This window comes from Sphingomonas sp. QA11 (assembly GCF_028473665.1).
In the GTDB taxonomy this organism is placed as follows: Bacteria; Pseudomonadota; Alphaproteobacteria; order Sphingomonadales; family Sphingomonadaceae; genus Sphingomonas; species Sphingomonas phytovorans.
Map to the genome: position 1 here is coordinate 1,569,636 of NZ_CP098774.1, position 22,275 is coordinate 1,591,910.

Genomic DNA, 22,275 nt, shown 5'->3' on the forward strand with positions numbered 1-22,275 from the left:
CGCTCGCACCCACCCCAACTCCTCCCTTGTGGGAGGCGAGTGAGAGACGCGATGGCCCCACCTCCTTCCCGTCCCGGTCAACGCGACCTCACCACGGGGCCGATCGCGGCTACCTTGCTTGCCTTCGCCTTGCCGACGCTTGGGTCGAACATCCTCCAGTCGCTCAACGGATCGATCAATTCGATCTGGGTCGGGCGCTTCCTGGGCGAAAGTGCGCTAGCCGCGACATCGAACGCCAACATCATCATGTTCCTGATGTTCTCCGCCGTGTTCGGCTTCGGTATGGCGGCGACGATCCTCATCGGCCAGTCGGTCGGGCGTCACGACATCGAGGCGGCGCGGCGTGCTTTCGGGTCCACGGTCGGCCTGGTGGTCGGCGGCGCGGTGGTGATCTCCGTCCTCGGCTGGCTGTTCACGCCGCAGATCCTGCGTCTGCTTGCTACTCCCGGCGATGCGCAGAATCTGGCACGCGACTATCTTCGCGTGATCTTCCTCGGCCTGCCTTTCTCGATGCTGGGTGTGCTGATTCAGATGAGCCTGCGTGGCACGGGCGATTCGCTGACTCCCTTGTGGTTCATGCTGCTCAGCGTGTTGATCGACAGTAGTTTCAATCCACTGCTGATTGAAGGAATCGGTCCGTTCCCGCGCATGGGGATCGCGGGTTCGGCCACGGCGACGTTGATTGCCGGTATCGTTTCCTCGGCGGGGCTTCTCATTTACGTCTATTGGCGCGACCTCCCGATCCGCCTGCGCGGCCACGAACTGCGCTATCTGATTCCCGAGATGGCGCTGGTGAAGACAATCGTCGCCAAAGGGTTGCCCATGGGAGCCCAGATGCTGGTGATGTCGACCGCCGGGCTCACCATGGTCGGGCTGGTCAATCGCCTCGGCGTCGAAACAGCCGCCGCCTATGCCGTGTCGCAACAGCTCTGGACCTATATCCAGATGCCGGCGATGGCGATCGGCGTCGCGGTCAGCAGCATGGCGGCGCAGAATATCGGCGCGGGCAAATGGGAACGGGTGAACGCCATCACCCGGGCCGGGATAATCTATAACACCGCCATCACGCTCGCCGTGATCGTCGCGATCATCCTGTTCGACCGGCAGGTGATGGCGCTGTTCGTCGGCAGCGAAAGCCCGGCAATACCGATCGCGCGACACATCCAGCTTATCGCAAGCTGGACCTTCGTGATGTTCGGCGCGACGATGGTGCTGTTTTCGACGGTACGCGCGAATGGCGCCACGATGGCGCCGCTGGTCATCCTGGCGATCGCCTTCTATCCGGTCCGGATCGGGTTCGCACTCCTCGGCCCACGGCTCATGGGGCCAGATGCCCTATGGTATTCCTTCCCGCTTGGATCGCTCGTCTCGCTGTCGCTCGCGATCCTCTATTATCGCAGTGGCCATTGGCGCGAGCAGGTGCTGATCGTGCCACCCAACTCCGAAGAGGCTGGGGAGCAGGCTCATGCGGCCGGCGAACCGGCGGGACGGCTGCATCCGACGGGCTGAGCCTGCGCCGGCAAGGCTCAGGTCTGGTCTATACGATCGTTTAGTGGAAATAAGTCTTTGATAAATTTATATATATTGTGAAATCCCCGCCTTTGTGAAGGGCTGCTCCGCCGCTCGTGATCGGCGCTGAAATGTCAGTGACCCTACTGACATTCCCAACAAGCCCCTGATTCCGCTTTCCGCGATTCAACCGCGCGACATTCTTGCCTATCCGTTATCTGCGGGCCTGAGCAGGGAGTCGCCCAGCCCCGGGCTTGCACAGGCGGGCGGGAGGGATCAAAAGCCGCGCATGTCCGCTCAATACCCCGCTCTTCGCCTTCGCCGGACCCGCGCTTCGGCGTGGAGCCGTCGCATGCACGCCGAAACCGTGCTCACCCCGGCCGACCTGATCTGGCCTTTGTTCATTTCCGAGGGCGAGGGCGTCGAGGAGCCGATTGCGAGCCTGCCGGGCGTGTCGCGCTGGTCGGTCGACAATGTCGTCGCCCGCGCGAAGGAAGCCCGCGATCTCGGCATACCGTGTATCGCCCTGTTCCCGAACACGCAGGCCGATCGCCGGTCCGATCACGGCGAGGAGGCACTGAACTCGGACAACCTCATGTGCCGCGCGATCCGCGCGTTGAAGGATGCGGTGCCCGAGGTGGGTGTCCTGACTGACGTCGCGCTCGATCCTTATACCAGCCACGGCCATGACGGGCTGCTCGACGATACGGGCTATGTGCTCAACGACGAGACGGCTGATGTGCTGGTCGGCCAGGCGCTCAATCAGGCGGCGGCGGGCGCTGACATCATCGCGCCAAGCGACATGATGGACGGCCGCGTCGGCCTGATCCGCGCGGCGCTGGAAGGCGAGGGCCGCACCAACGTCCAGATCATGGCCTATTCAGCCAAATACGCCAGCGGCTTCTACGGCCCGTTCCGCGACGCGGTCGGTTCGCGCGGGCTGCTCAAGGGCGACAAGAAGACCTATCAGATGGATTCGGCCAATGCCGAAGAGGCTCTGCGCGAGGTTGCGCTCGACCTGGCAGAAGGGGCGGACAGCGTGATGGTCAAGCCCGGACTACCTTATCTCGACATCATCCTGCGGGTGAAGAGCGAGTTCCAGATACCGGTCTTCGCTTATCAGGTGTCGGGCGAATACGCGATGATCGAGGCGGCGGTCGCTGCGGGCGCCGCCGAGCGCGACGGTGTGGTGCTTGAAACGCTGATGGCATTCAAGCGTGCCGGCTGTTCGGGCGTGCTTACCTATCACGCGGCGCATGCGGCGCGTCTTCTGAACGCGTGATCGAGACCGGACGCCTGCTTCTGCGGCCGCCGACGGCGGCGGATCGCGCGATGCTGCATGCGATGTGGGCGGACCCCGTGGTCATGGCCGATCTCGGCCCGGTCAAATCGCCGGAAGACAGCGATGCGACGATCGCGCGTCACGCCGCATATGGCGTCAGGCGCGGGTTTGGCTTTCACGTCGTCGAGTTGCGCGAAGGTCGCGAACCGATCGGTTTCTGCGGCCTGAAGCCGGGTGCCGAGGGCACGCCGATCGAGGGTGAGATCGAGATCGGCTGGAGCCTCGCCCGGCCCTGGTGGGAGAAGGGCTATGCGTTTGAGGCTGCTTCCGCCTGCCTCGACTGGGCGTGGGTAAACACCCCGGCACTTCGGGTCGCCGCGATCACCGCGGCGCGGAACCTGCGCAGCCAGATCCTGATGGAGCGACTCGGCATGGTACGACAGCCTGACGATGACTTTTTCCATCATCTGTTCGCACCCGACGACCCGCTCGGGCAGAGCGTCGTGTTCGCGATACACCGGCCGGGAGACACCGCATGATCCACACCGACCGTCTCGTCCTGCGCCGTTGGCGCGAGGCGGACGTCGAGCCTTTTTTCGCCATCTGCTCCGATCCCCGGGTGATGGCGACGATCGGGCCGCTCCAGACGCGTGACGAGATCGTGGCGGCGGTCGCCCGGCAGAACGGTTTTCAGGACCAGCACGGTTTCTGTTTCTGGGCGATCGAACGTCGCGAGGATGCTGCGATGGTCGGCTTCTGCGGGATCAAGCCCGGTGCCGAGGGCACGCCGATCGAGGGCGAAGTCGAAATCGGATGGCGGCTTGGCTTCGCTGACTGGGGCAAGGGCTATGCGCGCGAAGCCGCGACCGCGTCTCTGGAGTGGGCGTGGGATCGTCGGGATATTTCTGCTGTCGCTGCAATCACGACGGTGGGAAACAGCCGCAGTTGGGGCTTGATGGAGCGCCTCGGCATGGTCCGCGCCTCGGGTGAGGATTTCGATCATCCCGGCGTGCCCGACGACAGCCCGCTCAAACCCCACATCGTCTATCGCATTGCGCGGCCCGCCTGATGGTGGGCATTGCCGTGCCGGTGCGGTTTGCCCGGCCCTTGTTCGTCGTGACGATCCTGGCGGGGTCGTTCCTGCTGTTCCTGGTCCAGCCGATGGTCGCGCGCATGGCGCTGCCCCGGCTCGGCGGCGCGCCCGCCGTCTGGAACTCGGCGATGCTGGTCTATCAGGCACTGCTGCTCGGCGGTTACGCCTATGCGCATTGGCTTGGCCGGGTGACGCCGCGCTTGCAGGCGGCGATCCATCTCGCGGTGCTGCTGATCGCGGCCCTGTGGCTGCCGATCGGCCTGATGGCGACTCAATTGCCAGCCAACGCCCAGCCAACCATCTGGGTGCCGTGGCTGCTCGGTGCGTCGATTGGCCCGTTGTTCTTCGCCATCTCGGCACAGGCGCCGCTGCTGCAGCGCTGGTTCAGCGTGTCGAGCGAGGGGGAAGATCCTTATGCCCTTTATGCTGCGTCCAATTTCGGCAGCTTTGCCGGTCTGATCGCCTATCCTTTGTTCGTCGAGCCCGGCTTGGCGCTCAACGGGCAGAGCAGGCTGTGGACCATCGGCTATATCGTCGTAGGCGTGCTCGTCACGGTCTGCGCGATGACGCTGCCGAAGATGAAGATGCGGATCGTCGACGGGCCGGTCGCGGAAAGCGCGCCGCCGACCCGCAAGCGAATCGCGCACTGGATCGCTTTGGCCTTCGTGCCTTCGGGCCTGATGCTGGCCACCTCGACGTACATCACGACTGATGTCGTCGCGATGCCGCTGCTGTGGGTGCTGCCGCTTGGCCTGTATCTGCTGAGCTTCACCATCGCCTTTGCGAGCCGGCGCGGCCCGGCGGATTTGCTCACAAGGCTCGCTCCGGTCGTCATCCTGCTGATCGGCGGGGTGCTGGTCGGCGGGTTGCAGGGCAAGCCGTGGCTCAACGCCGTGCTTGCGCTGGTCCTGCTGTTCATGGCCGCGGTGGCTCTACACACCGCAATGTACCGGCTGCGTCCGGAGGCCGACCGGCTGACCGGCTTCTACCTAGCCATGTCGGTCGGTGGCGTGCTGGGCGGCGTGTTCGCCGCTCTGATCGCTCCGCTGGTGTTCGACTGGACCTATGAATATCCGCTGCTGGTGCTGGCTGCCGGGGTGCTTGCGCCCCAGAGCTTCCTGATTCCCGAGATCGGCATGTTGTGGGAGCGAAACCGGCAGTATCGCCGCTTCATGACGGTCGCGGTGGCGCTGCTGATGTGGGCAGTCATCCTTGTCGTGTTGAACAGCCCGGGCGCTGAATCTGACGATTCGGGGCCGGTCCAGGGGATTGTGTTCGTCGTGATGGTCGCTGTCGGCGTCTTCACCATCGGTATGCGCGGTGCCTTCGTCATCGCACTGGCTGGCGCGTTGATCGTGTTCGGCGGTTACCGCTCGATCCTGCTGTCGTTCGAACCGGGTGCCCGGACGCGCAGCTATTTCGGTGTCTACACGATTCGCGACTATGAGGAGATGCGCCAGCTCCAGCACGGCACTACCGTGCACGGCACGCAGCTGCTCGGTAGCGTGGGGCGTGAGCGAACGCCGACCGCTTATTATGTTACTGGCTCAGGCGTGGGACAGGCAATGCAGGCGGCACCTGCCTTGTTCGGCGATCACGCCCGAATCGGCGTCGTCGGCCTCGGGGCGGGAACGCTCGCCTGTTACGCGCATCCAGGCCAAAGCTGGCGCTTCTACGAGATCGATCCCCTCGTGGTGCATATCGCGCGCGACACGGGGCAGTTCACCTTCCTGAAGAATTGCCTGCCGAACCCAAGGATCGAGGTCGGCGACGCTCGGCTCAACCTTGCCGCCGAAGCGACCGGTTCGCTCGACCTGCTCACCCTCGACGCCTTTTCGTCAGACGCGGTGCCGATGCATCTGATGACGCGGGAAGCGTTCGACACCTATGGTCGGGTGCTCGCGCATGACGGCGTGCTGCTCTTCCACATCTCGAACAAGTTTCTCGACCTTGAACCGGTCGTGTCGGCAGCGGCCGCCGCCGGTGGATGGAGCGCGGCAAAGCTGCTTTACTTCCCGGGCCCCGATGTTGAGGCGCCCCGCGCCGTATCCTTCTGGGTCGCGCTGTCGCACGATCCGGCGACGATCGCGGCCCTCAAGGCACGCGATGCCAAATGGCGGCCGCTCAACCGCTATCCGGGGTTCACGCCGTGGACCGATGATTATTCGACGATCGTACCGCTCGTGAAGCTGTTCCGTAAGCCGTAGGGCAACCTCAGGTTTCGGGGAGCATCGCCTGGATGGCCGCGATTCGCGCGGACTGGGTCTGGAGCTGCGCCTCGGCCGCGGTGCGCAACGAATCGATGCCGGGATAGTCGGGTTCGCCGGCGGTCGCGCGTGCGATCGCCAGATCCTCGATATCGGTAAGGACGGCGGAGGTAGTTGCGCGATAGCCGTCAAGTTCGGCCAGTGCCGACTGGGCGGTGATCCAGCCCTCGCTGCCGGCCGGCTGGCCCTTCGCCGCGACGGCGGCCCGTTCGGCACGATCGGCGGCAGGGGCGAAAGCTGTCGCCGATTCGTCCAGCGTCACCTTCATTGCGGCGAGCTTTGCATCGGTCGGCGCGTCGGGAGTCGCTGTTGCCGGCGGAGATACTTCCGGTTCGGTGAGGCTCGTCGTCTCGACCGGCCGTGGCAGCAGCGAGGGATAGCGAGTCGTCGACCGTGCGGCACACCCGCAGAGCAGGGCAAGGCAGGCAAGGGGGAGGGCGCGTTTCATGCCCTTTCGCTCTATGCGGCAAATAAGATGTGCGCAACGCACGCAACACACTTGCGCCCCGCGAAAGACGCATCTATGTGCCCACTTCCCAAGCGCCCGTAGCTCAGCTGGATAGAGCATCAGACTACGAATCTGAGGGTCGGACGTTCGAATCGTTCCGGGCGCGCCAAGGTTTAGATAAGCCGGAATTTCCCCATTTGCGGGGAATTCCGGCTTATTCTTTGGTCAAGATTCCTGTATCAGATTCGGGCGCCAGTCTGACCGCCTCAAACCAGACCGCCCCCTGCTAAGCCGCAGAGAGTTTGTTGAACTCGAGGGTGAACACGGCGCCGCCTTCAGCGTGATTGCCCGCCCGGACGCCGATCTGCATCGCGTCGGCAAAGCCCTTCACGATCGCCAGCCCAAGCCCACTACCACCTTCTCGATCGCTGCCTGCGCCACGTGTGAAGATTTCGAACAGGTCCCGATCCGGCATCGGGAGCCCCGGGCCGTCGTCGCGAATCGCGATCGTCACCGCGTCGGCAGTCCGGCGGCCCTCGATCGTGATCGTGCCGGTGGTGCCGCCATGCTGCGCTGAATTGACCAAGAGGTTGATCAATATGTGGTGAAGCAGGGTAGCGTCAGCCTGCACGAGCGGCAGGTTGGCCGGAACCTGGAAATCGATATGCTTGCTGCGCAGCAGGTCCTTCAGGTCGTGGATCGCGCCGCTGACCGCGTCGGTCAGGTCGGTCGGCTCGATCGACAGTTTCAGCGCACCGGTATCAAGCCTTACCATGTCGAGCAGATTGTCAAGGAAGCGCCGCAGGCGCTGCATCTCGGCGCGCGCGACGGGGATGGCGGCCGAATTGGGATGCTCGGCCGACACGCTCTCGATCGCTGTCGTCACGGCGGTCAGCGGCGTGCGCAGGTCATGGCCGATCGACGACAGCAGGGCCGCGCGCAGCCGGTCGCGCTCCTTGAGCACTGACAGCTCGCGCATCTCGTCCTCAAGCCGCAGCCGTTCGTGCGCGAGCGAGGCTTGACCGACCAGAGTTGAGAGCAGCACCGCGCGATCCGACGGAACGGGATCGCTCCCGTCGTTTCGCGCAACGCCAAGCACCCCCAGCACGCCGAGCGACGTCTTGAGCGGATGGAACTGCCAGTCCGAAGCGTTGAGCGTCACGGTGCCGTATCCGGCGGTCTCGCCGCGCTTGAATGCCCAGTCGGCCGCGGCGACGTCGATTGGGGTGAGCCCGCTGGCCGGTGGCGCGGCCGCCATGATCTCCGGTTGCCCGCCCCGATCCGCCAGCAACACGGCATTGACGTCGAGCAGCCGAGACACCTCCTCGCACACCGTGTCGGCGGTGGTCTGCGCGTCCGATACTCGGGTCAGAGCCTGGGCGAAGGCGGCGAGCGCTGCGTTTTCCCGCGCGCTGCGCACGCCGATCGCCGCGCGCGAGCGCATCCCACCGGTCAGCCGGCTGGTGAAGGCGGCGATACCGATCAGGATCAGCACGGTCAGCACGCTTTGCGGGTCGGCGATGGTGAAGGTGTAGAGCGGCGGCAGAAAGAAGAAGTTGAAGGCCAGCGCGGCGAGCAGGCCGGCGGCCAATCCCGGCTTCAAGCCGTAACGGCTGGCGGCGGCGACCACCGGCAGCAGATAGATGAGGTCGACCGCTCCCGTGCCGATCCAGGGTTCGACCAGGCGGGCGAGCAGTGTGGTCATGGCGACGAAGGCGACGACCGCGCCATAGACAGCAGGCTTCGCATCCCAGCGAAGGGCCTTTCGGGGGCGTCGCGACGGTGCGGGCGCGCCGGCTGGAATGACGTGGATCGCCAGCCCTTCGACATTGCGCAGCAGTTTTTCGACCACTGAGCCATGGCGTAGTTCGAACCACCAGCTCCGTCGCGACTTGCCGATCACCAGCTGAGTCGCGCGCATGCCCTCTACCTGGGCGTGCAGGCCGTCGATGACGCTTTCGGCTGGCACGGTAGCGATCGTTGCGCCAAGGCTTGCGGCGAGCCGGAGCGTGGCCGCGATTCGCGCTTTCTCTTCGATGCTGAATTCTTCAGCGCGGGGCGTCTCGATGTAGACGGCGGTCCAGGGCGCGCGGAGGGCGTCGGCGAGGCGCTTGGTCGTCCGCACCAGCGCTTCGGCACCGGGCAGTTCGCTGACGGCCACCAGCACCCGCTCGCCGGCCGCGAACGCGCCTGATAATGCGCTCGCATCGAGATGTTCGAGCATCTGCCGGTCGACACTCATCGCCGCGCGGCGAAGCGCCATTTCGCGCAATGCCGACAGATTGGCCTTGGAGAAGAAATGGCCGAGTGCGCGAGTCGCCTCGGCGGGGATATAGACCTTGCCGTCCTTCAGCCGCTCAATGAGCTCGTCGGGCGGGATGTCGACGACCTGGACCTCCGCGTCCTCCAGGACGCTGTCGGGCACCGTCTCGCGCACCCGAACCCGGGTGAAGCTGGCGACCACGTCGTTGAGGCTTTCGACATGCTGGATGTTGAGGGTCGAGAAGACGTCGATGCCGGTGTTGAGCAGTTCCTGGATATCCTGCCAGCGCTTCGGGTGACGGCTGCCCTCGACATTGGTGTGAGCGAGCTCGTCGACCAGCACGAGCGCGGGACGCCGGGCCAGGATCGCATCCAGATCCATTTCGGTCAGCGTCTGGCCGCGATAGTCGATGGTGCGGCGGGGAATCACCTCGAACGGCGTGACCAATGCCTCGGTTTCGGCGCGGCCATGAGTCTCGACCACGCCGATCACCACGTCGATGCCGGCCCGCAGCCGGGCAGCACCCTCGTTCAGCATCTCATAGGTCTTGCCGACCCCGGGCGCGGCGCCGAGGAATATCTTGAGCTGCCCGCGCGCCTCACGCTCCGCGGCGCGGAGCAGGGCATCGGGGGAGGGGCGTTTGTCGGTGATGGCGCGCCTTCCTTACTTCAGCTCCTCGCCTTCCCATGAAGAAGAGGGGCTGGGGAGAATATGACCGTCACCGCACCGAAACACCACGCCCCCGCCGCAATCTATATGCGAACTTAACGCCCGCGCGTTCCATTCGCCGTCGCACCTTAACGCCCCTCGCGCCTATCTGCCCTTCCGACCCGGCCAATCGGCGCCGGCCCATCGGAGGCACAGCCCCATGACCGATATCCTGTGGCTCGGCGCTCTCGCCGGGCTGTTCGCGCTGACGCTCGCCTATATCCGCCTGTGCGACGAGGCGTGAGGCGATGACGCTCCATCTCACGCTGGCCGCGATCACCGCCGCCGCACTCCTCCTTTACCTCGTGGCCGTGCTCCTGCGGCCCGAGCGTTTCTGATCGGTATCGCGTCATGGATATTCAGGGCTGGGGGCTGATCGCCCTCTTCATCGTCATTCTCGTTGCGCTGGCCAAACCGATGGGCATGTGGCTGTTCGCGCTCTACGAGGGGCGTCGCACGCCGCTCCATTATGTCTTCGGGCCCGTCGAGAAGGGCTTCTACAAGCTCGGCGGAATCGACCCGAATGCCGAGCAGAGCTGGCGCCGCTACGCCGTCCACATGGTCGCGTTCAATCTCGCGCTATTGCTGCTGACTTATTTCGTCCTGCGCTTCCAGGACCTTCTGCCGATGAATCCGCGCGGATTTGCCGGCATCGCGCCCGACGGCGCGTGGAACGTCGCGATCAGCTTCACCACCAACACCAACTGGCAATGGTATTCGGGCGAGGCCGCCCTTTCGAACTTCAGCCAGATGTTCGGCCTCGTGATCCATAATTTCCTGAGCGCCGCCACCGGTATCGCGCTTGCCTTTGCCCTGTTCCGCGGTTTTGCGCGGCGCGAGGCGAAGTCGATCGGCAATTTCTGGGCCGATATGACCCGGGTCACGCTCTATCTCCTGCTGCCGATCTCAATCGTCTATGCGACTTATCTGATCTGGAGCGGCGTTCCGCAGACATTCGCGCAGAGCATCGACGCGACCACGCTGGAAGGCGTGAAGCAGACCATCGCACTCGGCCCGGTCGCCTCGCAGGAAGCGATCAAGATGCTGGGTACCAATGGCGGTGGCTTCTTCAACGCCAACAGTGCCCATCCGTTCGAGAACCCCTCGGCGCTCACCAACCTGGTCGAGATGCTGTCGATCTTCCTGATCGGGGTCGGGCTGACCTGGACGTTCGGCAAGGCAGTGGGCAACACCCGCCAGGGCTGGGCGATCCTCGCCGCGATGCTGGTCATCTTCCTCGCAGGGACGAGCGTCGCCTACTGGCAGGAAGCAGCCGGCAATCCGATGCTGCATCACCTCCATGTCGCCGGCGGCAATATGGAAGGCAAGGAGGTCCGCTTCGGCATCGCCGCCTCGGCCCTGTTCGCCAGCGTTACCACGGCTGCCTCGTGCGGCGCGGTCAATGCGATGCACGACAGCTTCACCGCGCTCGGCGGCATGATCCCGATGATCAACATGGAATTGGGCGAGATCGTCGTCGGCGGCGTGGGTGCGGGTATCTACGGCTTCCTGCTCTTCGCCATCCTCGCGGTGTTCGTCGCCGGCCTGATGGTCGGCCGCACGCCCGAATATGTCGGCAAGAAGATCGAGGGCCGCGAAGTGAAGTTCGCCGTGCTTGCCATCGCCGTGCTGCCGCTCCTGATCCTGGGCGGAACGATGATCGCGTCGGTGACGAGCGCCGGGCTGGCCGGTCCGCTCAACAAGGGACCGCACGGTTTCTCTGAGATCCTCTACGCCTTCAGTTCGGCAGTGGCGAACAACGGATCGGCCTTTGCCGGTCTGACGGCGGGCACGCCCTTCTACAACGCGTTGCTCGGCATCGCGATGTGGGGCGGACGTTTCTTCATGATCGTGCCGATGCTGGCGATCGCCGGCAGCCTCGCGGCCAAGAAATATACGCCGCCCTCGTCGGGCTCCTTCCCGACGACCGGACCGCTCTGGGTGGGGCTGCTCATCGGCGTCATCCTGATCATGGGCGGCCTGACCTTCCTTCCCAGCCTCGCGCTTGGCCCGATCGCCGATCATCTCGCGATGATCAGCGGCCACCTCTCCTGATCGGATCACGACAATGTCCGCACCAACCTCCATCTTCACTGCGAGCCTGGTCGTCCCGGCGATCGGCGACTCGTTCAAGAAGCTCGATCCGCGTGAGCTGATCAAGAACCCGGTGATGTTCACCACGGCCATCGTGGCGACGCTGCTGACCATATTGCTGCTCATCGGCGGGGAGCCGCTCAGCTTCGGCTTCCAGATCCAGCTGATCGTCTGGCTGTGGCTGACCGTGCTGTTCGGCACCTTCGCCGAGGCGCTGGCCGAGGGCAGGGGCCGTGCCCAGGCCGCCTCGCTCCGCGCGACCAAGGCAGATCTCAAGGCAAAGCGCCTGCTCGGTGTCGGCGAGACCTATGAGATCGCCTTCGCTACCCAGCTCGAGCGGGGCGACGTGGTCCTGGTCGAGACCGGCGACCTGATCCCGGCCGATGGCGAGGTGATCGAGGGAGTCGCCTCGGTCAACGAGGCGGCGATCACCGGCGAAAGCGCGCCGGTGATCCGCGAGGCGGGGGGCGACCGTTCGGCGGTGACGGCGGGTACCCGCGTCATCTCCGACCGGATCAAGGTGCGCATCACGCAGGAGCCAGGCCAGGGTTTCCTTGACCGCATGATCGCCCTTGTCGAAGGCGCGGAGAGGCAGAAGACGCCGAACGAGATCGCGCTCACCATTCTCCTCGTCGGCCTGACCATTATCTTCCTGATCGCGGTCGCCACGATCCCCGGCTTCGCAACCTATGCCGGTGGCGAAGTGCCGGTGGCCGTCCTCGCCGCGCTGCTGATCACGCTGATTCCGACGACGATCGCCGCCTTGCTTTCCGCGATCGGCATTGCGGGCATGGACCGGCTGGTGCGGTTCAACGTGCTCGCGAAATCGGGCCGCGCGGTCGAAGCGGCTGGCGATATCGACGTGTTGCTGCTCGACAAGACGGGCACGATCACGATCGGAGACCGTCAGGCAAGCCAGTTCCATCCAGTCGGTGGAATCGACATCGACACGCTGGCAAGCGCCGCTTCGCTGGCCAGTCTCGCCGACGAGACGCCCGAGGGCCGCTCGATCGTGGTGCTTGCCCGCGAACGTCACGCCATCCCGGCGCGCACGATGCCGGCCGATGCCGAGATCATCCCCTTCACTGCCCAGACCCGCGTGTCGGGGATCATCACGGGCGGCAGCACGATCCGCAAGGGCGCGGTCGATGCGATCCTCCGTGCAGATCCGGGTCTCGGCGACAGCCCGGTCGCGGCCGAACTGCGCCGCGTGACGGAGGAGATCGCACGTTCCGGGGCCACGCCGCTCGCCGTCTCCCGCGATGGCAGGCTGCTCGGCGCGATCGCCCTGAAGGACGTGGTCAAGGCCGGCATCCGCGAGCGGTTCGGCGAGTTGCGCCAGATGGGCATCCGCACGGTGATGATCACCGGCGACAACCCGCTGACCGCCGCCGCTATCGCCGCCGAGGCGGGCGTTGATGACTTCCTTGCCGAGGCGACGCCGGAGGACAAGCTCGCGCTGATCCGCAAGGAACAGCAGGGCGGACGGCTGGTCGCGATGTGCGGCGACGGTACCAACGACGCACCGGCGCTGGCCCAAGCCGATGTCGGTGTGGCGATGAACACTGGCACCCAGGCGGCGCGCGAGGCGGGCAACATGGTCGATCTCGACAGCGATCCGACCAAGCTGATCGAGGTCGTGGGCCTCGGCAAGCAATTGCTGATGACGCGCGGTGCGCTGACGACTTTCTCGATCGCGAACGACGTCGCCAAATATTTCGCGATCATCCCGGCGATGTTCGTCGCGCTCTATCCGGGGCTAGGCGTGCTCAACGTGATGGGCCTCGCGACACCGCAATCGGCGATCCTGTCGGCCATCATCTTCAACGCGCTCATCATCCCGCTGCTCGTCCCGCTCGCGTTGAAGGGCGTGACCTATCGGCCGATGCCGGCGGGGGCGCTGCTCGCCCGCAATCTCGCCGTCTATGGGCTGGGCGGCCTGCTTGCCCCGTTCGTCGGGATCAAGCTCATCGATCTGGCCGTCACCGGCCTCCACCTCGCCTGATGCTTGTGTCCCCGCGAAGGCGGGGACCCAGTCTGGGCTCCCGCCTTCGCGGGAGCACATAAGGAACTGAAGACATGCTCACCGACCTGAAATCCGCCCTGCGTCCCGCCTTTGCGCTCACCGTCGGTTACGCGCTGTTGCTCGGGCTGGCCTATCCACTCGCGCTAACCGGCCTCGGCCAGGCGCTGTTCCCCTCCCAGGCGAATGGCAGCCTGATAACCCAGAACGGCAAGGTCATCGGCTCCGATCTGATCGGCCAGGCCTTTGCCGCCGACCGCTACTTCCACGGCCGTCCATCCGCCGCGGGCAAGGGCTACGACGCCAGCGCGTCTTCGGGCTCGAACCTGGGCCCGACGTCGCAGGCGCTGGCCGACCGCGTCAAGGCCGACATTGCAATCAATCCGCCTTCACCGGATTCTATGGTCCCTGCTGATCTGGTGACGTCCTCCGCCTCGGGACTGGATCCCCATCTCAGCCCCGAGGCGGCTTTTTATCAAGTGAACCGCGTCGCGAAGGCGCGGGGCCTCAGCCCCGATGCCGTGCGTGCGCTGGTGACCGCGCAGACCGAACACCCGCTACTTGGGTTCCTCGGCGAACCGCGCGTCAATGTCCTGGCGCTCAATCGGGCGCTCGACCAAGCGACCGCGCGGCCCTAACAACAACGCATGCCGATCGCCGCCAAGGTCCTGATCGTCGAGGACGACGCGCACATCCGCCGGCTGCTGCGCGTCGCGGCCGAACGGGCCGGGTACAAGGCGGGTGAGGCGGCGACGGCGCGCGAGGGGCTGTCGCTGCTCGATATCGACAAGCCCGACGTGGTGCTGCTCGACCTCGGCCTGCCGGACAGGGACGGGCTGGAACTGATCCAGCTCATCAAGGCACGCGGCGCGACGTTGATCGTCGTCTCGGCGCGAGAAGATACCGCGGAGAAGGTCGCCGCGCTCGATCTCGGCGCCGACGATTATCTGACCAAGCCGTTCGATACCGAGGAACTGCTCGCCCGGATCCGCACCGCGCTGCGCCACCGCCTGGCCGATCAGGCGGTACAGCCAGTGGTGAGGATCGGCGAGGTGACGATCGATCTCGACACCCGCCGCGTGCTGCGCGGCGGGGAGGAAGTTCATCTCTCGCCCAAGGAATATGGCGTGCTGGCTGAGCTGGCCAGACGGCCCGACCGCATCGTCGGCCACACCCAGTTGCTCCGAGAGATATGGGGCCCGGCGCATGAAAGCCGCGTCGAATATCTGCGCATCGTCGTCCGCAATCTGCGCCAGAAGCTTGAGCCGGACCCGGCCAGACCGACGATCATCCGCAACGAGATCGGCGTCGGCTATCGGTTGACGGGGGCGGGATAGACCCGTGGTCCCGACGGTTGCCTGCGACGCATCAATGACATTGCAGGGCGAGACGCCGCCGATCATGTAGCGCCTCCCGCCAAAAGCCACTAGGGCGGCCATGGCATTGCCGAATCATATAGGATGACACCGGCGTCACCCCGGAAGAGGATTTCTGCCCGTGCGTTGTTTTTACGGTCTTCCTCTTGTCGCCCTCCTGCTACCGGTTCCGGCTGTGGCGCAGACGGTGTCGCCCGACGCTTCGGAGCCCCCCGACATCGTCGTTCTCGGCTCGGGTTTGCCGCTGCCGCCGGGCACGCCGGCCTATGGATCAATGGTGATCGACCGCGCCCGCCTGAGCGGAGACGCTTCCGGCCGGGTCGAGGACGTGCTGGCCGATGTCGCCGGGCTCCAGCAGTTCCGCCGATCGGATAGTCGGTCGGCCAATCCGTCGGCGCAGGGCGTGACGCTGCGCGCCCTGGGCGGGAACGCATCGAGTCGGGCGCTCGTACTGCTCGACGGGATACCGCTTGCCGATCCTTTCTTCGGTTACATCCCGTTCAACGCGCTGGTCGCCGATCGTTTTTCGGGTGTGCGAATCACGCGCGGGGGTGGCGCGGGAGCATTCGGCGCCGGCGCGGTCGCCGGGACGATCGAACTCGCGAGCGCGACGCGCGCTGAACTGCCGCTGCTCTCCGGCAGCGCTTTCTCCGGCAGCTATGATTCGCAGAATGTCACGGCCAGCCTGACCCCTGATCTGGGCAGCGGCTTCGTCTCCGTGTCGGGCAAATGGGAGCGTAGCGACGGTTATCGCACCACGCCCGAATCGCAGCGTACCATTGCGGATTCTCGCGCCCGGTTCGAGGACTGGTCCGGCGGCATCCGCGCGGTCGCGCCGATCGACGCCGAAACCGAGATCCAGGCGCGGGGCCTTGTCTTCCGCGACAATCGCACCCTGCGTTTCAAGGGTGCCGACAGCAGCTCTGAAGGCCAGGACGCGAGCATCCGCTTGGTCCATCGCGGCGACTGGGCGGTCGACGCACTCGCCTATATCCAGGCGCGCAACTTCACCAACAAAGTGATCAGCTCGACCAGTTTCAAGCTGACGCTCGATCAGCGCAACACGCCGTCGACCGGGATCGGCGGCAAGATCGAATTGCGGCCGCCGGTCGGTGGTGACCATGTCCTGCGGATCGGCGTCGACACGCGCCTGGCGGACGGCGCATTGTTCGAGGATGCTTATAATGCGAGCGGCGCCGTCACCGCCCGGCGCAATGCGGGCGGCAACAGCAGCACGATCGGCGCGTTCATCGAGGACGATTGGACGATCGGCAATCTCGTGCTGACCGGGGGCGTACGCGGCGATCGCTGGACGATCACCAACGGTTTCTTTCGCGAACTTTCCGGAACGGGCGCGATCAACAGCGACAAGCGCTTCGCCGATCGCGAGGGTTTCGAGGCCACGGGGCGCGTCGGGGCGTTGTTCCACGCCAGCAGCGCGATTGCGCTTCGCGCGGCGGGTTATACGGGCTTCCGGCTGCCGACACTCAATGAACTGTACCGGCCCTTCACCGTGTTCCCGATCACCACCCTGGCCAATGAGAATCTTGGGCTGGAAAAACTGAAGGGCGTCGAAGGCGGGGTCGACCTGACGCCGGCGCCGGGCATTTCGCTTGGCGTCACGGCCTTCTACAATCGGCTGGAGAATGCCATCGCCAATGTGACGATCGGCACCAACCTGCGCCAGCGCCGCAATGTCGATGCGATCGTCGCCAAGGGCGTCGAGGTGACGGGCGGTATCTGCCGGGGGGCGGTCTCGCTCGACGGTTCCTATGCGTTCAGCGACAGCCATGTCCGCGCCTCCGGCAGCTCGGCAGGCCTGAACGGCTTCATCCCGGCGCAAAGCCCGCGACACGCGGCAAGCGCGACCCTTGCCTGGGAACCCAAGGCGGGCCCATCCCTCTCGACCACGCTGCGCTATGTCGGCAAGCAATATGAAGACGATCTGCAAACTGATGTGCTGCGCGACGCGTTGACTGTCGACGCAGTCGCACGCCTGCCGATCGGCCGGCATTTCACGGTGATTGCGCGGGCCGAGAATTTGTTCGACGAAACCATCGTCACCCGCAACCAGGGCGGGTCGATGGACCTTGGTACGCCGCGCACTCTCTGGATCGGCGTGAAGTTCTCGAGCTGACTGTCAGGTGGTCGGCGGCGCGGCGGGCAGGATCACCGTCACGCGCAGCCCGCCGATCGGGGATCGGCTCGCCTCGATCCGCCCATGATGCGCCTCGACGATCGCCTGCGCGGTCGCAAGGCCAAGGCCGGAGGTCATCACCGACTCGCCCGGTTCGGTGCTGGTGCGGTAGAAAGGCTCGAACAATTCCTGCGCCAGTCCGACATCGATCCCGGGCGCGCTGTCGTCGATGATCAGCCGCCACGCGTTGCGTTGCCCTTCAAGCCCGAGCAGGATTCGCCCGCCGCCGGGCGTGTAGCGCAGGCTGTTCTCGATCAGCGCGGTGAAGAGCTGTTCGATTCGTGGGCCATCCCATTTCACCGGGACGGTCGCCTGGGGAAGATCGCCGGGCTCCAGCGTCACATTCTGGGCCTTCGCGCGCTTGCTGCTCGTCCAGATCGCATTGTGGATCAACGCGCGGGGATCGACTGTCGCGAACCGGACCGGCAGGCGGCCAAGATCGGCGAGCGCGACGGCGTGGAGGTCCTCCGCCATCTCGCCCAGGCGGCGAACGCCTTCAACGACTTCCTCGAACGCTTCGGCATCGGTTGGCGGTGAATCCGCGCGGATGGCCGTGAGCCGCCCGGCCAGGGCATGGACCGGCTTACGCAATTCCTCGGAAACCGAGACCAACCAGGTACGCCGCGCCGTTTCGAGCCGGTCGAACGACCGGGCGATCCGGCCCAGATTGCGCATGGTCCCGCGCGTTTCGGACGGCCCGCTCTCGGTGACGTCCGCGTCATAATCGCCTTGCGCGATGGCGCGACTCGCACGGTACAGGGCTAGTTGAGGTTCGGCCCAGCGGCTTGCGATGAAATAGCCGGCAACCAGAAGGATCAGGAAGATCGTGCTCATCGCAACGACGATGCCGATCACCTGGTTTCTGATGAAGGCGAAGCTCGCGGCGTTGGTCGGCGGCGCGCGCACGATCCGGGCGATCGCAACTACCCGGCCGTCGAGCTTCACGGGACGTTCGGCGCGCACCCGCTCTCCACTGGTGGCTGGTCCCGCGATGTGGCTGCCGGTTGAGCCGACCAACTCTACCCGGTCGCGCAACGGCGCCGCCGGATCGCCCGCCAGGCTGTTTTCCCTGAAGCTTGATTGCACGACCTGCAGCGCGTTCGCCATCGGAACACCTGCCTTGAGTTCCGCCCCAAGCAATGTCGTCATCGCGGCCAGGGCCTGCCGGTCCTGTGCCTCCATATAGGCGGTATTGCCGCGATTGAGATTCCACACGAGGACGGCGCCGGGGAGGACAGCCGCAAGAAGCGCCTGACCCGCCAGCAGCAGGAACAGTCCGGCGAACAACCGCACGATTTTCTCCCCCGAGGGCGGCACGGCCGCCGCCCGTCGCGTAGCGTGAATGGCGGACGGAAACAATCTGGTTCCCGGCCGATTCACTGTGTCCCGCTAAGGGTTCGCGGCGGCCACCGCAGCGAGCACTGCCTCCACATATTCGGGTCGGCAGATCAGCACGTCGGGAAGCAGGGGGTCGGCGCAATTATAGACGAGTGGGCTGCCATCGATCCGTGACGCGTGGAGCCCGGCGGCCTGCGCCACCGCGACCGGCGCGCAATTGTCCCACTCATATTGCCCGCCCGCATGGAGATAGATTTCAGCGCGCCCCTCAACCACGGCCATCGCCTTGGCACCGGCCGAGCCCATCGGAACCAGTTCGGCGTCGAGCGTCTTCGCCACGCGCTGTACAATTTCGTGGGCGCGAGTCCGGCTGACGACCATGCGCGGCCTCGCGGGAAGCGGAGGAAAAGTCGGGGGAGCGTCATCGGTCACGAATATCTGGTGAGTCGCGGGCAAGGCGACGGCGCCTGCCACCGGCACCCCGTCGACTGCCAGTCCGATATGTACCGCCCAATCCTCGCGTCGCTCGCCGAATTCACGGGTGCCGTCGAGCGGATCGACCACCCACACCCGGCTTGCGGCGCACCGGCTGCGATCATCAGCCGCTTCTTCCGACAGGATGAAATCATCGGGCCGAGCAGCGCGTAGGCGATCGAGGATCAGCGTGTTCGCTTCAGCGTCACCACGTCGCTTCAGATCGCCATCAGCGCAATTGCCGGCAACGCAGAGCGTGCGCAACAGCGCAGCCGCGTCGAGCGCTACTGAGCGGGCGACTTCGGAGTCCGTTTCCACTGCCGGCGTCACAGGTCGGGGCTCCATACGCCCATGATATGTTCGACGATCCGTTCCGCAGCTGCTTCCGGGCTCTCGCGGGTCGTGTCGACCCGGACCTCGGGGTGCTTGGGCGCTTCATAGGGGCTGGAGATACCCGTGAAATGAGCGATCTCGCCACTGCGTGCCTTGGCGTAGAGACCCTTCACATCGCGCCGTTCAGCTTCCACGAGCGGGGTATCGACGAAAATCTCGACGAACTCGCCATGCGGAAGCATCGACCGCACCAGCTCGCGCTCCGCCCTGAAAGGCGAGATGAAGGCGGTCAACACGATCAGCCCGGCATCGGCCATCAGCTTGGCAACCTCGCCGATACGGCGGACATTCTCGATCCGGTCGGCATCGGTGAACCCGAGATCCTTGTTCAGCCCGTGGCGGATATTGTCGCCGTCGAGCAGGAAGCTGTGGCGGCCCTGCGCATGGAGCTTCTTCTCGACCAGATTGGCAATGGTCGACTTGCCCGATCCGGACAAGCCGGTGAACCAGAGCACCTTGGGATTCTGGCCCTTTTGCGCGGCATGCGCCTGACGGGTCACATCGATCGCCTGCCAATGGACGTTCTGCGCACGGCGAAGCGAATAGGTCAGCATGCCCGCCGCGACCGTCGCATTAGTCGCGCGGTCGATCAGGATGAAGCCGCCAAGATCGCTGCCGTCACTGAAAGATTCGAAGACGATCGGCCGGTCGGTGTAAAGCTGGGCGACACCGATGTCGTTCAGCCCCAGCGTCTTAACCGACAATTCGGCAAGTGTATTGATATCGACGGCATAGTCTGGCGGCTGAACGGTCGCGCCGACCGTCTGCGTGCCGATCTTCATCCAATAGGTTCGGCCGGGAAGAAGCTGATCCTCCGCCATCCAGACGATAGTTGCCTTGAACTGATCGGCGACCTCGGGCGGCGAAGCGGCGGCGGCGATCACGTCGCCACGCGAGCAGTCGACCTCGTCGGTCAGGGTTAGCGTGACCGACTGTCCGGCAACAGCTTGGTCGAGATCGCCCTTTCCATCCTTTCCTGGCATGGTGACGATCCGCGCGACCGTGCTGGTCTTGCCCGAGGGCAGGATGCGCACGGCATCGCCGGGGCGCACGACGCCCGAGGCGATCATGCCGGCGAAGCCGCGGAAATCGAGATCGGGGCGATTGACCCATTGCACTGGCAGGCCGAATGCACGGTCCTGTGCGGCGTCCGTGCCGAGCGGCACGGTTTCGAGATGCTCGATCAGCGAGGGGCCAGTGTACCACTCCATCGCTTCGGACCGCGACGCGATATTGTCGCCGGCCAGGCCGGATATCGGGATGGCGGTGAAGCTTTCGATCCCGATCGAGTCGGCAAAGGCGCGATAATCGGCGACGATCGCGTCGAACGCCGCCCGATCGTAGCCGACCAGATCCATCTTGTTCACCGCGAGCACGATGTGACGGATACCAAGCAGATTGACGAGATAGGAGTGGCGGCGAGTCTGGGTCAGCACGCCCTTGCGCGCGTCGATCAGGATCGCGGCGAGATCGGCGGTCGAGGCACCGGTCACCATGTTGCGCGTATATTGTTCATGGCCGGGCGTGTCGGCGACGATGAACTTGCGCTTCTCCGTGGCGAAGAAGCGATAGGCGACATCGATCGTGATACCCTGCTCGCGCTCGGCGGCGAGGCCGTCGACGAGGAGGGCAAAATCGATGTTCTGCCCTTGGGTGCCGACACGCTTGCTGTCCGCTTCAAGCGCGGCGAGCTGGTCCTCGAAGATCATCTTCGAATCGTAGAGCAGGCGGCCGATCAGGGTGGACTTGCCGTCGTCGACCGACCCGCAGGTGATGAAGCGCAGCAGGGATTTGTTCTGGTGCAGCGCCAGATAGGCGTCGATGTCCGAGGCGATAAGGTCGTCGGTTTGGTAGGAAGGTGCGGAGGCCATCAGAAATACCCCTCCGCCTTCTTCTTCTCCATGCTGGCCGTCTGATCGTGGTCGATCGCGCGGCCCTGGCGTTCGCTGGTGGTGGTCAGCAGCATCTCCTGGATCACTTCCGACAGGGTCGCCGCCTCGCTCTCCACCGCGCCGGTCAGCGGATAGCAGCCGAGCGTGCGGAAACGGATTGAGCGTTCGACCGGTACCTCACCGGGGTTCAACCGGAAGCGGTCGTCATCGACCATCAGCAACAGGCCGTCGCGTTCCACCGTCGGACGCGGGGCCGACAGATACAGCGGCACGATCTCGATGTCCTCGGCAAGGATGTATTGCCAGATATCGAGCTCGGTCCAGTTGGAGATGGGGAAAACCCGCATGCTCTCGCCGCGGTTTTTTCGGGCATTATAGAGCTTCCACAATTCCGGCCGCTGATTCTTGGGGTCCCATCGCTGATGGGCCGAGCGGAAACTGAAGATGCGTTCCTTCGCCCGGCTCTTCTCCTCGTCCCGCCGCGCGCCGCCAAAGGCTGCGTCGAAGCCGTATTTCTCCAGCGCCTGCTTCAGCCCTTCCGTCTTCCACATGTCGGTGTGGAGGCTGCCATGATCGAACGGGTTGATCCCGCGCGCCTCCGCTTCGGGATTGCGATGGACGATCAGTTCCATGCCCGCCTTGGCAGCCGCACGATCGCGCAGGGCATACATGTCGCGGAACTTCCACGTCGTATCGACATGGAGTAGCGGGAAGGGCGGGGGCGCCGGGAAGAATGCCTTGCGTGCGAGGTGCAGCATCACCGCGGAATCCTTGCCCACCGAATAGAGCATGACCGGGCGTTCCGCCTCGGCCACCACTTCGCGCATGATGTGGATGCTTTCGGCTTCGAGGCGCTGGAGATGGGTGAGGGCGACGTTCATTGCCGTCCAGATAGTGGCGTAAGCGCCAAGCGCGATC

Annotated in this window: 17 protein-coding genes and 1 tRNA gene; 12 read left to right on the forward strand and 6 right to left on the reverse strand. The window is 65.1% G+C overall.

Annotated features, from left to right (window positions below; all coding sequences use genetic code 11):
• Positions 1-51 precede the first annotated feature (51 nt).
• The 5 genes from NDN01_RS07180 (at position 52) to NDN01_RS07200 (ending at position 6,091) form a co-directional block, all read left to right on the forward strand.
• Positions 52-1,509 (forward strand): MATE family efflux transporter, encoded by a 1,458-nt coding sequence (locus NDN01_RS07180; RefSeq protein WP_272626672.1) that lies wholly within the window; start codon positions 52-54, stop codon positions 1,507-1,509.
• A 289-nt stretch (positions 1,510-1,798) separates the two neighbouring features.
• A complete protein-coding gene (hemB, locus tag NDN01_RS07185) occupies positions 1,799-2,791 on the forward strand; it encodes a porphobilinogen synthase (protein WP_272626673.1) in 993 nt (330 codons plus the stop codon).
• Positions 2,788-3,330, forward strand: coding sequence for a GNAT family N-acetyltransferase (locus NDN01_RS07190; RefSeq protein WP_272626674.1), 543 nt, complete (start codon positions 2,788-2,790; stop codon positions 3,328-3,330). Before hemB ends, NDN01_RS07190 begins: the two co-directional genes overlap by 4 nt.
• A complete protein-coding gene (locus NDN01_RS07195) occupies positions 3,327-3,860 on the forward strand; it encodes a GNAT family N-acetyltransferase (protein ID WP_272626675.1) in 534 nt (177 codons plus the stop codon). Before NDN01_RS07190 ends, NDN01_RS07195 begins: the two co-directional genes overlap by 4 nt.
• A complete protein-coding gene (locus tag NDN01_RS07200) occupies positions 3,860-6,091 on the forward strand; it encodes a spermidine synthase (RefSeq protein WP_272626676.1) in 2,232 nt (743 codons plus the stop codon). The genes NDN01_RS07195 and NDN01_RS07200 overlap by 1 nt, the downstream gene beginning before the upstream one ends.
• Before the next feature lie 7 nt (positions 6,092-6,098).
• Here the strand turns inward: NDN01_RS07200 and NDN01_RS07205 are convergent, their stop codons facing one another.
• Positions 6,099-6,599 carry a hypothetical protein gene (locus tag NDN01_RS07205; protein WP_272626677.1) on the reverse strand — a complete coding sequence of 167 codons (501 nt, stop codon included), beginning with the start codon at positions 6,597-6,599 and terminating at the stop codon, positions 6,099-6,101.
• A gap of 92 nt (positions 6,600-6,691) precedes the next feature.
• Here NDN01_RS07205 and NDN01_RS07210 point away from each other — a divergent pair.
• Positions 6,692-6,768 (forward strand) — tRNA-Arg (locus tag NDN01_RS07210).
• Positions 6,769-6,885: 117 nt separating this feature from the next.
• Here the strand turns inward: NDN01_RS07210 and NDN01_RS07215 are convergent.
• Positions 6,886-9,399 carry a sensor histidine kinase gene (locus NDN01_RS07215; RefSeq protein WP_443025205.1) on the reverse strand — a complete coding sequence of 838 codons (2,514 nt, stop codon included), beginning with the start codon at positions 9,397-9,399 and terminating at the stop codon, positions 6,886-6,888.
• Between the two features lie 419 nt (positions 9,400-9,818).
• Here NDN01_RS07215 and kdpF point away from each other — a divergent pair, with 419 nt between their 5' ends.
• From kdpF to NDN01_RS07245, 6 genes are all read left to right on the forward strand, one after another.
• Positions 9,819-9,908 carry a K(+)-transporting ATPase subunit F gene (gene kdpF, locus NDN01_RS07220; protein WP_272626678.1) on the forward strand — a complete coding sequence of 30 codons (90 nt, stop codon included), beginning with the start codon at positions 9,819-9,821 and terminating at the stop codon, positions 9,906-9,908.
• 13 nt (positions 9,909-9,921) lie between these two features.
• Entirely contained in the window at positions 9,922-11,625 is a 1,704-nt protein-coding gene (gene kdpA, locus NDN01_RS07225) for a potassium-transporting ATPase subunit KdpA (protein WP_272626679.1), read from the forward strand.
• Between the two features lie 13 nt (positions 11,626-11,638).
• The gene (gene kdpB / locus NDN01_RS07230; protein WP_272626680.1) at positions 11,639-13,669 is read left to right on the forward strand and encodes a potassium-transporting ATPase subunit KdpB; all 2,031 of its coding nucleotides are present in this window, start codon (positions 11,639-11,641) and stop codon (positions 13,667-13,669) included.
• Between the two features lie 74 nt (positions 13,670-13,743).
• Positions 13,744-14,325, forward strand: a complete 582-nt coding sequence (gene kdpC / locus NDN01_RS07235; RefSeq protein ID WP_272626681.1) for a potassium-transporting ATPase subunit KdpC — start codon at positions 13,744-13,746, stop codon at positions 14,323-14,325.
• A 9-nt stretch (positions 14,326-14,334) separates the two neighbouring features.
• On the forward strand, positions 14,335-15,024 hold the full coding sequence (locus NDN01_RS07240; RefSeq protein ID WP_272626682.1) for a response regulator: 690 nt from the start codon (positions 14,335-14,337) through the stop codon (positions 15,022-15,024).
• A gap of 214 nt (positions 15,025-15,238) precedes the next feature.
• Positions 15,239-17,200: a TonB-dependent receptor plug domain-containing protein gene (locus tag NDN01_RS07245; protein ID WP_272626683.1), complete on the forward strand. Its 1,962-nt coding sequence runs from the start codon at positions 15,239-15,241 to the stop codon at positions 17,198-17,200.
• 3 nt (positions 17,201-17,203) lie between these two features.
• Here NDN01_RS07245 and NDN01_RS07250 read toward each other — a convergent pair whose 3' ends face one another.
• The 4 genes from NDN01_RS07250 to cysD form a co-directional block, all read right to left on the reverse strand.
• On the reverse strand, positions 17,204-18,553 hold the full coding sequence (locus NDN01_RS07250; protein ID WP_272626684.1) for an ATP-binding protein: 1,350 nt from the start codon (positions 18,551-18,553) through the stop codon (positions 17,204-17,206).
• A 96-nt stretch (positions 18,554-18,649) separates the two neighbouring features.
• Positions 18,650-19,417, reverse strand: a complete 768-nt coding sequence (locus NDN01_RS07255) for a 3'(2'),5'-bisphosphate nucleotidase CysQ (protein ID WP_272626685.1) — start codon at positions 19,415-19,417, stop codon at positions 18,650-18,652.
• The gene (cysN, locus tag NDN01_RS07260; RefSeq protein ID WP_272626686.1) at positions 19,399-21,336 is read right to left on the reverse strand and encodes a sulfate adenylyltransferase subunit CysN; all 1,938 of its coding nucleotides are present in this window, start codon (positions 21,334-21,336) and stop codon (positions 19,399-19,401) included. The genes NDN01_RS07255 and cysN overlap by 19 nt, the downstream gene beginning before the upstream one ends.
• Positions 21,336-22,238, reverse strand: coding sequence for a sulfate adenylyltransferase subunit CysD (gene cysD, locus NDN01_RS07265; protein ID WP_272626687.1), 903 nt, complete (start codon positions 22,236-22,238; stop codon positions 21,336-21,338). The genes cysN and cysD overlap by 1 nt, the downstream gene beginning before the upstream one ends.
• Positions 22,239-22,275: the final 37 nt, after the last annotated feature.

What these genes read in the sequence shown, in the direction of transcription:
- kdpC (WP_272626681.1), top strand. Translation starts at nt 13,744, where the DNA reads ATGCTCACCGACCTGAAATCCGCCCTGCGTCCCGCCTTTGCGCTCACC.
- NDN01_RS07215 (WP_443025205.1), bottom strand. Translation starts at nt 9,399, where the DNA reads ATGCTGAACGAGGGTGCTGCCCGGCTGCGGGCCGGCATCGACGTGGTG.
- NDN01_RS07205 (WP_272626677.1), bottom strand. Translation starts at nt 6,599, where the DNA reads ATGAAACGCGCCCTCCCCCTTGCCTGCCTTGCCCTGCTCTGCGGGTGT.
- kdpA (WP_272626679.1), top strand. Translation starts at nt 9,922, where the DNA reads ATGGATATTCAGGGCTGGGGGCTGATCGCCCTCTTCATCGTCATTCTC.
- NDN01_RS07200 (WP_272626676.1), top strand. Translation starts at nt 3,860, where the DNA reads ATGGTGGGCATTGCCGTGCCGGTGCGGTTTGCCCGGCCCTTGTTCGTC.
- hemB (WP_272626673.1), top strand. Translation starts at nt 1,799, where the DNA reads ATGTCCGCTCAATACCCCGCTCTTCGCCTTCGCCGGACCCGCGCTTCG.
- NDN01_RS07255 (WP_272626685.1), bottom strand. Translation starts at nt 19,417, where the DNA reads ATGGAGCCCCGACCTGTGACGCCGGCAGTGGAAACGGACTCCGAAGTC.
- kdpF (WP_272626678.1), top strand. Translation starts at nt 9,819, where the DNA reads ATGACGCTCCATCTCACGCTGGCCGCGATCACCGCCGCCGCACTCCTC.
- cysD (WP_272626687.1), bottom strand. Translation starts at nt 22,238, where the DNA reads ATGAACGTCGCCCTCACCCATCTCCAGCGCCTCGAAGCCGAAAGCATC.
- NDN01_RS07240 (WP_272626682.1), top strand. Translation starts at nt 14,335, where the DNA reads ATGCCGATCGCCGCCAAGGTCCTGATCGTCGAGGACGACGCGCACATC.
- cysN (WP_272626686.1), bottom strand. Translation starts at nt 21,336, where the DNA reads ATGGCCTCCGCACCTTCCTACCAAACCGACGACCTTATCGCCTCGGAC.
- kdpB (WP_272626680.1), top strand. Translation starts at nt 11,639, where the DNA reads ATGTCCGCACCAACCTCCATCTTCACTGCGAGCCTGGTCGTCCCGGCG.
- NDN01_RS07195 (WP_272626675.1), top strand. Translation starts at nt 3,327, where the DNA reads ATGATCCACACCGACCGTCTCGTCCTGCGCCGTTGGCGCGAGGCGGAC.
- NDN01_RS07180 (WP_272626672.1), top strand. Translation starts at nt 52, where the DNA reads ATGGCCCCACCTCCTTCCCGTCCCGGTCAACGCGACCTCACCACGGGG.